Annotated in this window: 21 protein-coding genes, 1 pseudogene and 1 riboswitch; of the genes and pseudogenes, 11 read left to right on the top strand and 11 right to left on the bottom strand. The window is 60.3% G+C overall.

What is annotated here, in order from left to right:
* Positions 1–54: 54 nt before the first annotated feature.
* A riboswitch (guanidine-I (ykkC/yxkD leader) is annotated at positions 55–160 on the bottom strand.
* Positions 161–480: 320 nt separating this feature from the next.
* Positions 481–921: a hypothetical protein gene (locus ACZZZU_RS07010; protein WP_463550197.1), complete on the top strand. Its 441-nt coding sequence runs from the start codon at positions 481–483 to the stop codon at positions 919–921.
* Positions 922–1026: 105 nt separating this feature from the next.
* Here ACZZZU_RS07010 and ACZZZU_RS07005 read toward each other — a convergent pair whose 3' ends face one another.
* Positions 1027–1194, bottom strand: a complete 168-nt coding sequence (locus tag ACZZZU_RS07005; RefSeq protein ID WP_122493769.1) for a con-10 family general stress protein — start codon at positions 1192–1194, stop codon at positions 1027–1029.
* A 372-nt stretch (positions 1195–1566) separates the two neighbouring features.
* On the opposite strand from ACZZZU_RS07005, the gene ACZZZU_RS07000 reads away from it, so the two are divergent.
* Positions 1567–1836 (top strand): DUF2188 domain-containing protein, encoded by a 270-nt coding sequence (locus ACZZZU_RS07000; RefSeq protein ID WP_463550196.1) that lies wholly within the window; start codon positions 1567–1569, stop codon positions 1834–1836.
* A 49-nt stretch (positions 1837–1885) separates the two neighbouring features.
* Here the strand turns inward: ACZZZU_RS07000 and ACZZZU_RS06995 are convergent, their stop codons facing one another.
* The 3 genes from ACZZZU_RS06995 to ACZZZU_RS06985 form a co-directional block, all read right to left on the bottom strand.
* Complete coding sequence (locus ACZZZU_RS06995) at positions 1886–2251, bottom strand: hypothetical protein (RefSeq protein WP_463550195.1); 366 nt, start codon at positions 2249–2251, stop codon at positions 1886–1888.
* Positions 2252–2444: 193 nt separating this feature from the next.
* Positions 2445–2825: a hypothetical protein gene (locus ACZZZU_RS06990; RefSeq protein ID WP_463383403.1), complete on the bottom strand. Its 381-nt coding sequence runs from the start codon at positions 2823–2825 to the stop codon at positions 2445–2447.
* Positions 2826–2910: 85 nt separating this feature from the next.
* Positions 2911–3336, bottom strand: coding sequence for a GNAT family N-acetyltransferase (locus ACZZZU_RS06985; protein ID WP_463550194.1), 426 nt, complete (start codon positions 3334–3336; stop codon positions 2911–2913).
* 140 nt (positions 3337–3476) lie between these two features.
* Here ACZZZU_RS06985 and ACZZZU_RS06980 point away from each other — a divergent pair, with 140 nt between their 5' ends.
* On the top strand, positions 3477–4352 hold the full coding sequence (locus ACZZZU_RS06980) for a crotonase/enoyl-CoA hydratase family protein (protein WP_463550193.1): 876 nt from the start codon (positions 3477–3479) through the stop codon (positions 4350–4352).
* Positions 4353–4358: 6 nt separating this feature from the next.
* Here the strand turns inward: ACZZZU_RS06980 and ACZZZU_RS06975 are convergent, their stop codons facing one another.
* Positions 4359–5144, bottom strand: a complete 786-nt coding sequence (locus ACZZZU_RS06975) for a TOBE domain-containing protein (RefSeq protein ID WP_463550192.1) — start codon at positions 5142–5144, stop codon at positions 4359–4361.
* A gap of 224 nt (positions 5145–5368) precedes the next feature.
* Here ACZZZU_RS06975 and modA point away from each other — a divergent pair, with 224 nt between their 5' ends.
* Genes modA through ACZZZU_RS06955 form a run of 4 tightly spaced genes read left to right on the top strand, consistent with a single transcriptional unit; the run spans position 5369 to position 8222 of the window.
* Positions 5369–6124 carry a molybdate ABC transporter substrate-binding protein gene (modA, locus tag ACZZZU_RS06970; RefSeq protein WP_463550191.1) on the top strand — a complete coding sequence of 252 codons (756 nt, stop codon included), beginning with the start codon at positions 5369–5371 and terminating at the stop codon, positions 6122–6124.
* Between the two features lie 11 nt (positions 6125–6135).
* Positions 6136–6813, top strand: coding sequence for a molybdate ABC transporter permease subunit (modB, locus tag ACZZZU_RS06965; RefSeq protein WP_463550190.1), 678 nt, complete (start codon positions 6136–6138; stop codon positions 6811–6813).
* Positions 6810–7889, top strand: a complete 1080-nt coding sequence (gene modC / locus ACZZZU_RS06960) for a molybdenum ABC transporter ATP-binding protein (RefSeq protein ID WP_463550189.1) — start codon at positions 6810–6812, stop codon at positions 7887–7889. Before modB ends, modC begins: the two co-directional genes overlap by 4 nt.
* A 24-nt stretch (positions 7890–7913) precedes the next feature.
* Positions 7914–8222 carry a hypothetical protein gene (locus ACZZZU_RS06955; protein WP_122493759.1) on the top strand — a complete coding sequence of 103 codons (309 nt, stop codon included), beginning with the start codon at positions 7914–7916 and terminating at the stop codon, positions 8220–8222.
* On the opposite strand, the gene ACZZZU_RS06950 is transcribed toward ACZZZU_RS06955, so the two are convergent.
* The 3 genes from ACZZZU_RS06950 to ACZZZU_RS06940 form a co-directional block, all read right to left on the bottom strand.
* Positions 8204–8623 carry a DUF3010 family protein gene (locus tag ACZZZU_RS06950; protein WP_463550188.1) on the bottom strand — a complete coding sequence of 140 codons (420 nt, stop codon included), beginning with the start codon at positions 8621–8623 and terminating at the stop codon, positions 8204–8206. The two genes, ACZZZU_RS06955 and ACZZZU_RS06950, sit on opposite strands and share 19 nt — an antisense overlap.
* The gene (locus ACZZZU_RS06945) at positions 8620–8847 is read right to left on the bottom strand and encodes a hypothetical protein (RefSeq protein WP_463550187.1); all 228 of its coding nucleotides are present in this window, start codon (positions 8845–8847) and stop codon (positions 8620–8622) included. The genes ACZZZU_RS06950 and ACZZZU_RS06945 overlap by 4 nt, the downstream gene beginning before the upstream one ends.
* A gap of 98 nt (positions 8848–8945) precedes the next feature.
* A complete protein-coding gene (locus tag ACZZZU_RS06940) occupies positions 8946–9647 on the bottom strand; it encodes a YebC/PmpR family DNA-binding transcriptional regulator (protein ID WP_122493756.1) in 702 nt (233 codons plus the stop codon).
* A gap of 277 nt (positions 9648–9924) precedes the next feature.
* Here ACZZZU_RS06940 and ACZZZU_RS06935 point away from each other — a divergent pair, with 277 nt between their 5' ends.
* The 4 genes from ACZZZU_RS06935 to ACZZZU_RS06920 all read left to right on the top strand — a co-directional run bounded on the left by ACZZZU_RS06935 (position 9925) and on the right by ACZZZU_RS06920 (position 14318).
* Positions 9925–10719, top strand: a complete 795-nt coding sequence (locus ACZZZU_RS06935) for a Stp1/IreP family PP2C-type Ser/Thr phosphatase (protein ID WP_463550186.1) — start codon at positions 9925–9927, stop codon at positions 10717–10719.
* A gap of 142 nt (positions 10720–10861) precedes the next feature.
* Positions 10862–12541 (top strand): serine/threonine protein kinase, encoded by a 1680-nt coding sequence (locus ACZZZU_RS06930; protein ID WP_463550185.1) that lies wholly within the window; start codon positions 10862–10864, stop codon positions 12539–12541.
* Positions 12542–12639: 98 nt separating this feature from the next.
* On the top strand, positions 12640–13494 hold the full coding sequence (locus tag ACZZZU_RS06925) for an FHA domain-containing protein (protein ID WP_463550184.1): 855 nt from the start codon (positions 12640–12642) through the stop codon (positions 13492–13494).
* A gap of 215 nt (positions 13495–13709) precedes the next feature.
* Entirely contained in the window at positions 13710–14318 is a 609-nt protein-coding gene (locus tag ACZZZU_RS06920; protein ID WP_463550183.1) for a hypothetical protein, read from the top strand.
* A gap of 73 nt (positions 14319–14391) precedes the next feature.
* Here ACZZZU_RS06920 and ACZZZU_RS06915 read toward each other — a convergent pair whose 3' ends face one another.
* The 3 genes and pseudogenes from ACZZZU_RS06915 to ACZZZU_RS06905 form a co-directional block, all read right to left on the bottom strand.
* On the bottom strand, positions 14392–14793 hold the full coding sequence (locus tag ACZZZU_RS06915) for a VOC family protein (RefSeq protein ID WP_122493751.1): 402 nt from the start codon (positions 14791–14793) through the stop codon (positions 14392–14394).
* Positions 14794–15000: 207 nt separating this feature from the next.
* Positions 15001–15330 (bottom strand): annotated as a pseudogene (locus tag ACZZZU_RS06910) (DUF2025 family protein); the annotation flags it as partial.
* Positions 15331–15547: 217 nt separating this feature from the next.
* Positions 15548–15829, bottom strand: a complete 282-nt coding sequence (locus ACZZZU_RS06905; protein ID WP_122453555.1) for a peptidylprolyl isomerase — start codon at positions 15827–15829, stop codon at positions 15548–15550.
* Positions 15830–15879: the final 50 nt, after the last annotated feature.

The following is a 15879-nucleotide window of genomic DNA, read 5'->3' as shown; positions in this document are numbered from 1 at the left end:
GTAAAACCTCCAGTTCGAGATAAAAGCGGGCAGGCGCAACGCGGCGTGGCGTTCGTCTCCCGGGCTTTTGTCCCGCCGTGTAACCTCACTGGAGGTCGATAACTCTCGGACCAGTCACTGAGCGTTTTAACCGCTAGCCGGAACCCTAGTCATCCATTGCGAATTGTGGTGCCGCGTACCCGGGCAACTGCCCGGTTAATCCTGCACATCTGAACTAAAGCGAGAGCCGTGCCAAGTTGCCCAGTGTCCAGCGCCCATGGGGCTCAAGGTGTTTTTCAAGCGCCGGCCGAGGAGCGCGTGTGCGCGAAAACGAGGCGCAGGGTAGTGGCGTGCTGCGCTTTGGTGCGCGTATGAAATAACTGGCAATGGAATATGAATGGCCCTACAGCAAGCCGGACGGAATCTGTGCTGTCCAAGACCGTGGGAACACTGCTGAACGGCATTCGCCGCTCGGTTCCCATGCGGTCTCAGGAGGCTGCCATGATGCGTTATCGAACCCTGCTGCTTGGCCTGTTAGGGCTGTCTTTGGTGGGTTGTGCGGGTTATGACTACGACGACAACTACGGCCGCAGCTATGGTCGCTCCGGGAGTTACACCACGGTGTACGGCGCGCCGTACGTTCAACGCTACGAGGTGTATTCGGCGCCGCGCTATTACCGCGCACCGGCTCCTCGTTACTACGTGCCGGCTCCTGCGCCGCGTTATTACAGCGCGCCACGCCGTGGCCCGGTTTACAACGGCTGGAATCAACCGCCGCGCGGCTACTACCCAGCCCCGCACCGCTATAACGGCGACCGTGATCGCCACCACGCCCGCGACCGCGACGGTCATCGAGGGGATGGGCATCGGGGCAATGATCGTCGCGGCGAACATCGCAGCGACAATCGCAATGGCGGCGACTGGCGCCAGCGCAATCGCTAACCGCCCCTTTTACGCCGCGCAAACAAAAGCCCGCTGTCGCGGGCCTCTGTGCATTCAACTAGCGGGGCGCTAGGGAATGTAGGTACTGCTTGGCAGGGCGGCTAGTCAGCTTTTATTGCCGTGGCTGGCCTGCCCACCCTTGCGACCGGCTTCGGACGCTTTTTGCGGGTCGTTGGCAAAGTTACCGCCACTGTTGTGGCCGCCTTTACGTCCGGCTTCCGAGGCCCGCGCTCGATCATTAGCGAAGTTACCGGGGTTTTTGTTGGTGGTCATATTGGTTTCTCCTCTTCTATGAGTTGTCGCAAAACCCGCTTGGGCCTTACAGAAACTCTGAAGGGGAGCGCTGGAGTTTCGTTCGGCTGAATTTAAGTCGTTGGCGACAAACGGTTTTTTGATATTAAAGTGCAACTTCTCTTCTTTTTTTTTATGGGCGAACAAACTTGCGCAAACTCGGTTTAGCAACTATGGCGGCCGCGTTTTTCCCTATTTACAGCCAATAAAAACGGCGCAGATGACCGCCCATCCCTTACACGGAACTGCCGCGATGGCAGTTTGCTCGGATGTTTCACACACCGATAAAACCCTTCAAGCACTCGGCGTAGCGGCCGGGTGCCGATGGGCAAGTGATTCAGGGACATAGACGGCATGGGCGACTACCACATCAACCGTGTGCCAGAGGGCTGGCAACTCATCAAAAAAGGCGCAACCCGCCCCTCTAAACGCGCGCTGACCAAAGCGCGCCTACTTCAGGAAACCGAACGCTTCCTGCGCGGCAAAGACGCGACATTGATCATTCACAACGAAGACGGCACTACCGAAGAAAAGTCCTACCTGGCGGGGCGGGTGATGCCTGCCCGTTGGGCGAGGTGGCAAGAAGAAAGCGAGCGCGCCAAAGACGACGCCTCATCCGGCTGAGGGCATAAAAAAGCCCACCGAAGGGGTGGGCGTTTTTCTTGCCAGGCGATCACCAGCGACCGTGGTGACCATAGCCGCGCGGCTCGTAATACACCGGCCGTGGAGCGTAATAACGCGGGCCGTAATAGCGCGGCGCTTGCACAACCACCGGTTGGTAATAAACCGGCTGCGGGTACACGGGCTGCGCATACACAGGCTGCGCGTATACCGGTTGTGGCGGCGGATAGTAGGCAACGGGCGGCGGCGGGGCTTCGACGTACACCGGTGCTCGCTGCGAGGCGACCACGGCGCCGCCTACGACAGCACCGACCACGGCGCCTAAAACGAAAGGTCCACCGTCTCCACCGTGGGCGGACGCTTGCCCGGCGAGGGCAAGGCTGCCTAACAGCAGGGCAACTTTGGGCAGACTGAACATGGTTGTCTCCTGATACCCGGGCGAGATGAATCCGGGGTATCTGTAAGACGCGTCTCGATTGAGGAAGTGCCGGGGTGAGGTGTAAAGGTTTTGTAAGGGAAGGCGCCGGACCAACCGCAACCACAGGCCGGACGCAGTCTGTAGGAGCGGCTTCAGCCGCGATCCCTGCAAACGGCCATTTCAGGTCACCCACTCAGCCCTGCACAAACTCCGCAAACTTAACGCCCGTACCCGTCGGCCGCACATCCTGAAACAGCGAATCCCGATCCGCCGACAGCTCCAGGCTGACGGTGGCGTTGCGGCTGCCTTTGTTACGCGTCACCAGACCATCTTCATGGGTGCGCAAATACAGGGTCGGCACGCGCAGGTGGTGCAGCTCATCGGTCACGTGGTTGTGCATCAGCAGGTGCACCCATTCGTACTGGCCGATTTTCAGACGCCCGACGGGAATGTCGAACCACCAGATATTTTTGTTCAGGTTGATGGTCGCGAAGTGCGTGTTGTTGACGCCGAGCACTGCGCTGCCGAGTTGTTGATTACGGCGGGCAATGGCGGTTTTTTTGTCGATTTTCATGCTGTTCCTGACACGCAAACGATGTGGGGCGAAGGCGGCTGGGGCCGCGCGGCGCGTAGTGTAACAGCGGACAACCGCTTGCCAATCACTGGCGATCGCGGCGCAGTGCGACGAGCGTTTTGGTCCGTTGGTATCGGGCGAATCGTTCAGCCAAGGAAGCCGGCAACGATTCACCACGGCTAAAGCCTAGACGAGCGTAAAAGTCGCCAAGTGTGGGGTGGCAAAAAAGCCACACCGGGCCGTTCGCTTCGGTGCAGGCAACCTCCACGAGCTGGCTGGCGATGCCGCGACCGCGCAGCGCCGGCGCCACAAACAGACCGGTCAACCAAACCCCTTCGTCCGCGTGCGAACCGATGCTGCGCAAGCCCAGCGCCGCGACAATTTCCGTTTCTTTCGCCACCCACAGCTGCTCGTCTGCGCCCGCTCGCATGGGCGAGCGATGTGCGCGGTAGAACTTGTTCACCAATGGGCGTAGGGCGGCGGGCAGGGCGCAGTAAATCAGTTCAGACATGGCGGATAAGCATTGAGAAAAACGCCGCTATTAAATCATTTACCCCGTTCGCCTTGGCACAAATGCCCTACGAATCGCCGGGGCGCGCCTTGTCTGGCTAGGCATGATAGGAACCCCAATGGTTTTGCCAGGAGCGGCGCATGTCCTACAACACCCTCAGTTATCAGGTAAGCGAGAACATTCTGACCCTGACCCTTAATCGCCCGGAACAGCTCAACGCGTTCACGGTGGAGATGGCTCACGAGCTGATCGATGCGTTTAACCGTGCCAGTGATGATGAAGACGTTCGCGCCATTGTGGTGACCGGCGCGGGCCGCGCGTTTTGTGCCGGCATGGATTTGTCGGTAGGCGGCAATGTGTTCGGCCTGGACGAAAGCCAGCAGCCGACCCTGGAAGATATGCAAAACCGCCTGGACGACCCGGCCATTCGCGACGGCGTGCGCGATACCGGCGGGCGCGTGACCTTGGCGATTTACGAATGCAAGAAGCCGGTGATTGCCGCCATCAACGGCGCGGCGGTGGGCATCGGCGCCAGCATGACCTGCGCCATGGACATTCGCCTGGCCAGCGAGCACGCGCGTATCGGGTTTGTGTTCAACAAGATCGGCATCGTGCCGGAGGCGTGTTCGAGCTGGTTTCTGCCGCGCATTGTCGGCATTTCCCAAGCGCTGGAGTGGGTGTACAGCGGCGACATTCTCAAGCCGGAAGAAGCCTTGCAGGGGCGCTTTGTAAAGGCCGTGGTGCCAGCCGATCAATTGCTCGAGGAGGCTTACAAAATTGCCCGGCGCATTACCCAGCACAACCCGGTGGCCATCGCCCTGACGCGGCAGATGATGTACCGCAACGCCGCTCAGCCCCACCCGCTTGAGGCGCACAAGGTTGATTCGCTCGGCATGTTCTACACCAGCGTTGGCGGTGGTAAAGAGGGCGTGCAGGCGTTTCTGGAGAAGCGTCCGGCCGACTACAGCGAACAGTCAGCCAACGCGATGCCGTCGTTCTATCCGTGGTGGAAATAACACGGGTCAGAGCCGGCCGAGGATCATGTGCGCGGCTTTGATCATGGCCGCGATGGGTTGATCAACGTCCAACTGCAGCGTGTCCGCCTGGGCATTGTTCAGCACCGCCACCAGCGTGGCGCCACCGGGTAGGGTCAGCGACACCTCGGTTTCCGCTGATCCTCGAATAATCTCGCGCACTTGGCCGTGCAGCCAATTGTCGCCGGGTTGCGCCGCGTCGGTGCTGGCGGCCATCAGTTGCACCCATGACGCTTTAATCAGCGCATACAGCGCCACGCCGGGCTGCAATTCCAGGCGCGTGGTGCTGTCGTGGGTAATCGAGGCGGTGAGGCGCTCGCCGGTGTTGAGCTGAAACTCGATGAGGTCGTTGACCTCACCGTTGTGAACGGCGACCACGCTGCCGAACAGCTGGTTACGCGCGCTGGTTTTCATGCGCAGACGCTCCATGAATTCCAGCAGGCTCGACACACCAGCGTCGTCGCCCAAGCGCTGCAAGAAGGCTTGGTGCTCTTGCTGGTAACGCTGGTAGCTGGCGATCAAGGCGCGCCCGGCCTCGGTCAGTTGGGTGCCGCCGCCGCCTTTGCCACCGGCGCTACGCGCCACCAGCGGACTGCCGGACGCGCCGTTCATGGCGTCGATGGAATCCCAGGCGAATTTGTAGCTAATGCCCACGGCTTTGGCCGCCTGGCTGATCGAGCCCGTGGCGTCAATGGCCCGCAGCAGGGCAACGCGGGCCTCGCCAGCGACGTCGTTACCGTTGTGGGTGATCCAGAATTGGCCTTCGAGTTTCATTAACGGCAGCTTGCTCAAGCAGGGTGGCAGGCATGGTAGCACCCGAATTTTGCGCGGGCGAAATTCCGAACTTGACTTGCTGGTCAGATATTTTCAAAGATGCGCCCGTTGTTTTTACCGGATCGCTATCCGCCACTCCGTCCACCGCTATATAGTTCCGAAAATAGCGCTCGGTGTGGTGATTGTCCTCTTCGCTGGAACTTGCCTCTACAAAGGAACTGTTTATGACGTTGACCCTGTCTCGCCTGGTTGTTGCCTTGTCCGCCTCGTTCGCCTTGAGCAGCGTGTTCGCTGATGAGGTGCAAGTGGCGGTTGCCGCGAATTTCACCGCGCCGATTCAAGCTTTGGCGGCCGATTTTGAGAAAGACACCGGGCACAAGTTGGTCGCCTCCTACGGCGCCACCGGCCAGTTCTACAGCCAGATTAAAAATGGCGCGCCGTTTGAGGTGTTCCTTGCCGCCGACGATGCAACGCCGGCCAAGCTGGAGCGCGAAGGCGAAACGGTGTCCGGCTCGCGCTTCACTTACGCGATTGGCGCGCTGGCGCTGTGGTCGGCGAAAAACGGCTACGTCGACAGCAACGGTGAAGTGTTGAAGAAAAACGCGTTCACCCACTTGGCCATCGCCAATCCGAAAGCCGCGCCCTATGGCCTGGCCGCCACGCAAGTGCTGGAAAAGTTGGGGCTCACCGATGCGCTGAAACCCAAGCTGGTTGAAGGCCAGAGCATCACCCAGGCGTTGCAATTCGTGTCCACCGGCAACGCCGAGCTGGGTTTCGTGGCGCTTTCCCAGGTTTATAAAGACGGCAAGGTCACTAGCGGTTCCGCGTGGTTGGTGCCGGCCAACTTGCATGAGCCGATCAAACAGGACGCGGTGATCCTGAACAAAGGCAAAGACAGCGCAGCCGCCAAGGCGTTGGTCGATTACCTGCGCGGTGACAAGGCCGCAGCGGTGATCAAGTCGTTCGGCTATCAGCTTTAAGAGTTATCGGAATGTCTCTGACAGGCGCGGATTTCGCGGCCATTTGGCTGACCTTGCAATTGGCCACGGTGACCACCGTGTTGCTGCTGATCATCGGCACGCCTATCGCCTGGTGGCTGGCGCGAACCCGCTCGCGGCTCAAGGCGCCGGTGGCTGCGGTGGTGGCGTTGCCGCTGGTGCTGCCGCCGACGGTGATCGGTTTCTATTTGCTGATCACCCTCGGGCCAAACGGTGTCATTGGCCAACTGACTCAGAGTCTGGGCTTGGGCATTCTGCCGTTCAGTTTCGCGGGCCTGGTGGTGGGCTCGGTGTTTTATTCCATGCCGTTTGTGGTGCAGCCGATTCAAACCGCGTTTGAGGCGATTGGCGACCGGCCGTTGGAAGTGGCTGCCACGTTGCGGGCCAGTCCACTGGATACGTTTTTCAGCGTGGCGTTGCCGTTGGCGCGGCCGGGGTTTTTAACCGCGTCGATTCTGGGTTTCGCCCACACCATTGGTGAATTCGGCGTGGTGCTGATGATTGGCGGCAACATTCCAGATAAAACGCGGGTGGTGTCGGTGCAGATTTTCGACCACGTCGAGGCCATGGAATACGCCCAAGCCCACTGGCTGTCGGGCGGCATGCTGGTGTTCTCGTTCGCGATTCTGCTGCTGTTGCAGGCCAAAGGGCGCAAGGCGGTGGTGCGATGATCGAAGCGCGCTTCAAGGTGGACTATGCGGCGTTCAGTCTGGATGTCGACCTGCAATTGCCCGGCCGTGGCGTCAGCGCTTTGTTCGGCGATTCCGGCTCGGGGAAAACAACCTGCCTGCGCTGCGTGGCCGGGCTGGAACGCGCCAGCTCGGGTTATTTGCGGGTCAATGGCGAGTTGTGGCAGGACAGCGCCACGGGTTTTTTCTTGCCGGTGCATCAGCGCGCGTTGGGCTATGTGTTTCAGGAGGCCAGCCTGTTTGCGCACCTGTCGGTGCGGGCCAATCTGACCTTTGGTTTCAAGCGCATTGGCGCCGCCGCGCAACGGGTGAAGCTCGCTCAGGCGGTCGAATTATTGGGTATCGAACATTTGCTAGAACGCATGCCGGAGCATCTTTCCGGCGGCGAGCGCCAGCGCGTAGGTATTGCCCGGGCGTTGCTGACCAGTCCAAAACTGTTACTGATGGACGAGCCGCTGGCGGCGCTGGACTACAGGCGCAAACAGGAAATCTTGCCCTACCTGGAGCGTCTGCATGACGAGCTGGATATTCCTGTGCTGTACGTCAGCCATGCGCCGGATGAAGTCGGGCGGCTGGCCGATCATATGGTGCTACTCGAAGGCGGTCGCGCTCGGGCCAGCGGGCCGGTGGGCGAGTTGTTGTCGCGCCTCGACTTGCCCATGGCCCAAGGCGACGACGCCGGCGTGGTGCTTCAGGCAACGGTGTGCGACTACAACGCCGACTATCAGCTACTCAGCCTGGGGTTCGCCGACGGCCCGCTGCGCGTTCAGGTGGCCCATGTGCCGGTGGCACTGGGCAAGCAGATGCGCTTCAAGGTGCAGGCGCGCGACGTCAGCCTGGCCCTGGAAAAGCCGCTGCACAGCAGTATTCTCAACGTATTGCCGGTAACAGTGGTGGCCGAAGTGGCGGCGCAAAACAGCGCCCACGTGCTGGTGCAACTGGACATGCAAGGCACGCCGCTGCTGGCGCGGATCACGCGTTTTTCTCGGGATCAGCTTGAATTGAAGATCGGTCAGGCATTGTGGGCGCAGGTGAAATCTGTCGCGGTGCTGGCCTAAACCTTAACGAGGAGGAGGGGGCAGATGCTGGAACGCCTCGACACCTGTCGCGCGTTGGAAGAGCAGATTTGCGCCGGTCAGCATTGGCCGCCGGAACTGCGCGCGGCATTGCATGAGCTGCTGGAAAAAATCACCGTGGCCGGGCACGACATCAACCTGCTGAGCCTGGGCCTGTTCCTCGCCGATTTCGTGCCGCGCCATAGCCTGGATCGCGCAGAAGAATGGCAGGAGCGGGCAGCTAAGCGTTGGTTTACCCACAGCAAACCGTTGTTGATCGAACGCCTGGCGGATTTTTTCGTCGGCGCGGACGCGGCCTACAGCAGACCTTCGTAGGCCAGGTCGTAGGCTTTGCCTAAGTCGACGGTGGCCGGCTTCTGCTCCTTGCTGTCACCGGCTTTGCGCTCGGTGGCTTTCAGCGTGGCGGGGTGAACGAAATCCACTGGAACCAGCGAGCAGGCCAACACCACACCTTCCAACAGAAACGTACCGGCGCCACCTGCGCCCTGGCCGCTGGTGGCGCGGCGGTTGAGCACCAGTTTTTCCACCTTGTTGGCGGTACAGAACGCCGTTAGCGCCTGCACGAATGCCGCCACGTCTTCGCGGGTCGGGTTCTTCACCACGGCCAACTTATTCATTTTCTCGGCCACCAACACGTGGCTCGCCCGCGTGCCCGCCAGCGTCACGATTCGCGCTTCATTGGCCTTTAGCAGCAGGCCGGCAACGACGCTGCTCAACGTTTGCCCATCGAGCGGCGGGTGCCGTTTGGTGCGCGGCCCGGCTTCTTGTCGTGGTTGGATTTGTCGATTGGCTTGTAGCCCAGTGGCATGTTGTCTTTAGCGCCTTTGGCGAACGCCGAGAAGGGAAAGCTAAAGCCAGGCTTTTTCGCTGGGGTGTCGGCGGTGGCGTCCACTTCGCTCGGTTGGTCTGGCTGATCGGGCGAAGGTGTTTGCGTGGTCATTGGGGAAGTCCGGGAGAGGTAATAAAGGTGGAGCGGTGTTTCCAGGAATCGCGGCTGAAGCCGCTCCTACAGGTTGAGTGTAGAAGCGGCTGTTGCGATCAGCCCGAGAGACCGACGTACACGTTCTGCACGTCATCATGGTTGTCGAGGGCTTCGAGGAAGGCTTCGACTTCTTCCATTTGCTCCGGCGTCAGCGAGGTCACTGGGTTTTTCGGACGGTAGCCCAGCGTCGCGGAGTTCACGGTAAAGCCGTGCTCCGGCAGGGCGCGGCTAACGGCGTCGAGGTCGGTGGGTTCGGTGATGAACAGCGTGGCGCCTTCTTCAGCGGGTTCGAAATCTTGCGCGCCCGCTTCGATGGCGGCCAGCTCAGGATCGGCGTCGCCTTCCGGGCTGGCTTCGATCATGCCGACGTGGTCGAAATCCCAGGTCACCGAACCCGATGCGCCCATTTGCCCCTTGCGGAACAGCACGCGAATTTCGGCCACGGTGCGGTTGATGTTGTCGGTCAGGCACTCAATGATCACTGGCACCTGGTGCGGGGCGAAGCCTTCATAGGTGGCCGAGTGGAAAGTAACGGTGTCGCCCAGCAAACCGGCGCCTTTTTTAATGGCACGCTCGAGGGTGTCTTTGGGCATCGAGGCCTTTTTCGACTGGTGGATGGCCAAACGCAGCTTGGGGTTGAGGTCCGGATCGGCGCCGTTGCGTGCGGCGATCATGATTTCTTTCACCAAACGTCCAAAAATCTTGCCTCTGGCGTTGGCGGCGGCTTCTTTAGGTTTGGCTTTCCACTGTGCGCCCATGCTGGCTCTCTTGCTCTGACTGGTTGGTAAGCGGGTCGTGGCGCGGTGTTTACGGGGCCGGTGAGTGGGCAGTAAAACCAGGGCGACGAAATAAGGTTGCCGATTTTAGTCGCTCTGCATCGCGCTGGCACCCCCTCAAATCGAGTTGTCTGTCGCATGGCCAAGGCTCGACTGTTTAACACTTTTGCGTAAAAGCGATGACAGCCCGGTGGCGGGGTCGCATGATTCGACGTCGCTTAATTTGTTATCCACTTCTCAAACGGTCCGCCATCGGCCTATGCCTACTCCCTTTGCCCCAGTCTCCCTCGGTTATGCAGCGCTTTCGGTCAGCGGTCGCGTGCGCACGCACAACGAGGATTCACTGCTGTGCTGCCCCGCGTTGCAGTTGTGGGCAGTGGCCGACGGCATGGGCGGGCATCAGCGCGGCGAAGTGGCCAGCGCCATAGCTCTGGATACGTTGCTCGACGCGGTGCAGGCCGGCGAGTCGCTGGACACCGCCACCCACAGTGCCAACCAGGCGATTATTGCCGCCGGCGAGCAAGACCCGGAGTCCGCCGGCATGGGCACCACCCTGGTGGCGGCGCGCTTCAATGGCGCAGCGTTCGAACTGGCCTGGGTCGGCGACAGCCGCGCTTATCGCCTCAGCGCCCAGGGCATCGCCCAACTCAGCCGCGACCACAGCCTGGTGCAAAGTTTGGTGGACGCCGGCGAACTCAGCGCTGAAGAGGCGCGCCATCATCCGCGGCGCAACGTGGTCACCCGTTGCCTCGGCCAGGCCCAGCAAACCCTGGAAGTGAGCGTGGAGCAGGGCAGCCTGGCGCCCGGCGAGTTGTTGCTGCTGTGCAGCGACGGCCTCAGCGGTGAATTGCGCGACGAAGATATTCAGGCCGTATGCGCTGGCGCCAGCACCTTGGACGAGGTGGTGGAACAACTGATCGCGGCGGCAAACGAGGCGGGCGGGCGCGACAATATTTCCTGCATCGTGATCGGTCTCGCAGTCGTGGAACAAATGGACGCGAATCAACGCCCGCAAAGTTTCCTCAGGAAACTTTTGAATCTAGGAAAACTCTGACAGTTTGTTGGAAAATGCGCCGAATCTGAGCGAACCTTCCCAGGCTTTTCGTGATACCTGGTTGGCGGCACTGCCGATTTTTCTTCGCCCCCCTGACCTAGAGCTTCTGGGCCGATAACTACAAGACGCGTACCACCTTCTTATGAATGACAGCTTGCTAGAAATTCCCGGTTACCTCGTGCATGGCCGGTTGGGTAAAGGCGGTATGGCCGAGGTGTACCTGGCGACCCAGGAATCGTTGCACCGCCAAGTGGCGATCAAGGTGCTGCTCAGCGCCGACGACGAAGCCTTCAGCAAGCGCTTTATAAAAGAGGGGCACATCGTTGCCTCGTTGCATCACCCCTCGATCATCACCATTCATGACATCGACCAGTTGCCCGATGGCCGCTATTACCTGGCCATGGAATTCGTGGCGGGTGGCGACCTGGCCCAACACAAAGGCGAAGTGTTTGAGCCGCAGCGCGCGCTGAGCATCGTTCGGCAAATCGCCAGCGGCCTGGCCGTTGTGCATGACAAGGGCATGGTGCACCGCGACATCAAGCCCGCGAATATCCTCTTTCGCGCCGACGGCACGGCGGTAATCACCGACTTCGGTATCGCCAAAGAGCTGGACATCAACAGCGAGCTGACCCAATTCAACGTGGCGGTTGGCAGCCCGGCCTACAGCAGCCCCGAACAGACGCAGTGCGAGCCGCTGGATGCGCGCACCGACATCTACAGCCTCGGCGTGATTTTGCTGGAGATGCTCACCGGCAATAATCCCTTCAAAGGTTCGAGCTACACCCAGACCGTGATGAACCATGTGCAGATGGACGCGCCGGAGTTGCCGGATCATCTGCGCCAATACCAGCACTTGCTGAGCCGCATGCTGGCGAAAAACCCGGACGAACGATTTGCCGATTGCCACGTGTTGCTGGCGAGTCTGGCCGAGCTGAACGAACAGGAACTGGACCACACCCGCATCGCCAAAGTGGTTCCCATCAAGGCTGAAAAAGCGGACCGCACCGCCAAGCTTGCCGCCGTAAAAACCGCGCCCGCCAACGTGGCAGCGGTTAAACCAGCCAGACCGCCGAAACCAGCGAAGGCGCCGCGCGCCCCGCGAAGCAAGCGCGCCCTGTGGGTGGCTGCGTTGGTGGTGTTGGTTGTGGCCGGTGGCGCCGGGCTGGGTGGTTACTACTATCAGCAACAACAGAAAATCGCCGGGCTGCTCACTCAAGGTGAGTTGAGCCTCAACGAGGGCAAGCTGGTTGAACCGCCGGAGCACAACGCCGACTACTTCTATCGCCAAGTGCTGCTGATCGATCAAAACAACGACGAGGCTTTGGATGGCTTGCAACGGGTGTTGCAAGCACGCATCGCCAACAGCCTGAACCTGGCGCAGAAAGCCGCCACCGAAGACCACTTGCTGCAACCCGAAGGCAACAATGCGGTGTTCTACTACCAGCAAGTACTGGGCTGGTCGCCGGGTAATGAGCAAGCAATGACGGGGCTGCAGGCGGTGGCTGAACGGTTCCTCGACCTGAGCGAAGTGGCCTACGACAAGCTGCAATATGACCAGGCCCTGCAACTGATCAAAAGCGGTTTGGAAGCGCAGCCTGATAACGAAAAACTCCTCGCCAGCCTTAATGGCCATGAAGAGCGGGTGCGCAAAACCGAGGCCGAAATCGCCGCGCGCGCTGCCGCGAAGAAGAAAGCCGCGCTCGCCGCCGCCGCCAAGCCAGCGCGTGCCCCCGCCAGCGCGGCGAAGAGCGCACCGACAACGACCGCTGAAGAAAATAATCCGAACGTCGTCAAACGCTTGTGGAATAAACTCTTCAACTAGTGGCAAAGTGACACCCCTGTTGCGCGAGGCTCCGGCGGGCCTCGCGTTAACGATTAATTGCTCCCGTTTGGTTGTCATTTCTCAAGGTCGTGCCGCACATGCTCAGGATTCATTTCAGCGACAACCGTCAGGCGCCTATCTGGCTGGTTGACGAGCGTTTCACCATCGGCCAGGACAGCCGCAACAACCTGGTTTTGAGCGACGCCGACATCAGCCCATTCCACGCGGAAATCCGCCAGGACCACGGCCTTTACTACCTCACCGACTGCGGCACTGCCGCGGGCACGTTCGTTAATGGCGAGCGGGTTGGGGCGCGCTATCAATTGCGTTCAGACGACAAAGTGAAACTCGGCGACCTGGAGCTGACGCTTATCGACCCGGCCAAAAGCAAGCCCAAGCCGGTTGCCGCGCCGCGCTGGTTCTTGCAGGTGATTACTGGCGAGCAGCATCAGGGGCACAAATTCCACGTCACCGGCTCGATGACGTTTGGCCGTTCGGTGAAGTGCGAGATGTGCTTTGGCGATCTGGAACTGTCGCGCCGCCACGCTGAGTTTTTCCTTAAAGACGAAGTGCTGGAAATCAAAGACCTCGCCTCGGCCAACGGCGTGTTCGTCAATCACCAGAAAGTGGCGATGGCCGTGCTGCAACCTGGCGATCAGGTGCGCATGGGTTCGGTCACGCTGTTGGTGATCGGACCGAAAGTGGAAGTGTCGCAATCGGATGACGAAGACGCGACGCTGTTTATGCCAGCGCTAAACGTGCCCAAGCCCACGGTGATTCGCCCAAGCGTGCAGGCGGCGACGGTCAATCCGTTGAAAGTGGCCACCGCCAACGCCGCCACTGCGCAGCAGGAAGCGGTGGTTGAAGCGCGGCCGGTGAACAAAGCGTTGATCGCCGTGTTGGCGTTCGCCCTGGCAGTCGGCGCTGCATTCGCGATCAAAACCTTGCTGTAAGCACACCGCTGCGAGAAAAAGCCCGAGCGTAAAACCTCGGGCTTTTTGCGTTTGATAGGCCGGGGGTTGGGCTTAACTTGCTGATAGCCAAACCTTTTCAGCAATATCATTCTCATCGATGATAGCTATCTCGAGCGTTCACTTTTTAAACAACTGGCGATCCGTAAGATTGGCTCCGTACTCACTTACACACCCAATCTTCTGGAGCAACCACCATGAAATCTCAAGCCTTCGCTGCACTGTTCATCGCTAGCCTGTTCACCGTACCAGCTGCTCAAGCCGCTGCTGTCGCAAGCCCTGCAGTCGTGCAAACCGTTCTGGCCGAAAGTGGCGCCGACCGCCGTGTCGCCGACGAAGGTGGCTACATGGTGATTGACCGCGTAGCCGAAGGCGGCGCAGAACGCACCAACACCGTTGCCGAAGGTGGCGCTGAACGTACCAACCGCGTAGCTGAAGGCGGTGCTGATCGTACCAACACCGTTGCCGAAGGCGGCGCTGAACGCACCAACCGCGTAGCTGAAGGCGGCGCAGAACGCACCAACACCGTTGCCGAAGGCGGCGCTGAACGTACCAACCGTGTAGCTGAAGGCGGCGCAGAACGCACCAACACCGTTGCCGAAGGCGGCGCTGAACGTACCAACCGTGTAGCTGAAGGCGGTGCTGATCGTACCAACACCGTTGCCGAAGGCGGCGCTGAACGTACCAACCGCGTAGCTGAAGGCGGCGCAGAACGCACCAACACCGTTGCCGAAGGCGGTGCTGAACGTACCAACCGTGTAGCTGAAGGCGGTGCTGATCGTCTGCAGGCTCATACCCTGGCCTAACACCGGCCAGGTTTCACCCCTTCAAAGCCCGGCACTGGCCGGGCTTTTTGTTGCCTGCGATTTAGGCCGACCGTCACGCCACTGCGTCTTCTTGCATCGCGATCAGCTCCCAAATGTGGCCGTCCAGATCTTCGAACGAATGCTGGTACATAAAGCCGTAATCCTTCGGATCGCCAAGCGTGCGTCCGCCGGCGGCCAGAGCTTTGCTCACCAGGTCATCGACCTTTTCGCGGTCGGCCACGGCCACGCAGGTCAGCACTTCGCTGTGGGTGTGAGCGTTGCAGATGGCCTTGGGGGTGAAGCCCTTGAATTTTTCCTCGGTCAGCAGCATGGCGTAGATGTGCTCGCCGAGAATCATGCAAGTGGCGGTGTCGTCGGTGTATTGCGGGTTGAAGGTGAAACCCAGGTGGGTGAAGAAGGCGATGGCGTTTGGCAGATTCTTAACCGCAAGGTTGATAAAGATGTCACGGACCATAGAGGTTCTCCTGAAAGAGCGCTTCGCTGGAGCCAGTGATTGCGCCCTGGTCGACTGCCGGGGCGAGGCATCGACCGGGCGTCAACGTGTAGGTCCATTTCCGCGCGGTTAAAGAAGGGTAGTAGAAGACAGCCGTTCAGCATGAGTGTGATGGCTGTGACCGTTCTTGCAGGTGCCGTTCTGGCAGTTGCCACTGCAGGTTTTCTGCAGGCGGCGCTCGGCGCGAATTTCCGGTAAGTCGCGGCGGCCCATGTACACATGAAGTGCGGGCGAGAGGTTGAGGCGGTCGTCAATATTCTGGTTGAACAGCAGTTGCAGGCATTCGCGGCTGAGGGTCATCACGTCGCCGTCTACTTGTACCCAGACGAACTCGGCGGTGGGCGTGATGCTGCTTTCGACGACGTCCAGGCCAAAGGAGTCTTCGCTGAAACGCACGATGTGCTGGCCGGTTTTGCTGTTGAAACCGACGAAGCCTTTCAGCTCGTCTGCGGCGGCGCAGATGGTGGCGGCAGTGGTGGTTGGAGTGGGGGTGTTCATGCTCGACCTCGGGGGCAAAAAAAGCGCGGTGGCGCGGGTCGCACGGTTATACGGCGGCCTTTGCGCGGCGACGTTGCCTTGGGTCAAGCGCAGCTCAATGCGAACGCATTGCATCTTCGTGGGTGTCAGCGAACCGTTGCGGCCGCCTTTATCGGGACGGTAAGCAGATACAAAAACGCCCCCGGCGCGCAGCGGCACCGAGGGCGTTAGGGGCGGATCAGTCCTGGCGGCTGGTCACTTCCAGCAAGTGGTAGCCGAACTGGGTTTTCACCGGGCCCTGCACCACGTTGACCGGGGCGCTGAAAACCACGGTGTCGAACTCTTTAACCATCTGACCAGGGCCGAACGAGCCGAGGTTGCCGCCTTCGCGGCTGGATGGGCAGGACGAGTTGTCTTTAGCCACCTGGGCGAAATCGGCGCCGCCTTCGATAGCAGCTTTCAGTTCATTGCACTTAGCTTCGGTGGAAACCAGGATGTGGCGAGCGGTGGCTTTAGGCATGGCAGAAACTCCTCTGAGAAAGGCCACGAGCCTACCGGATTTGCCGTCGT

This window comes from Pseudomonas sp. AC136 (assembly GCF_979258585.1).
The sequence above is the reverse complement of the archived record's forward strand: the minus strand, read 5'-3'. Positions and strand labels throughout refer to the sequence as shown.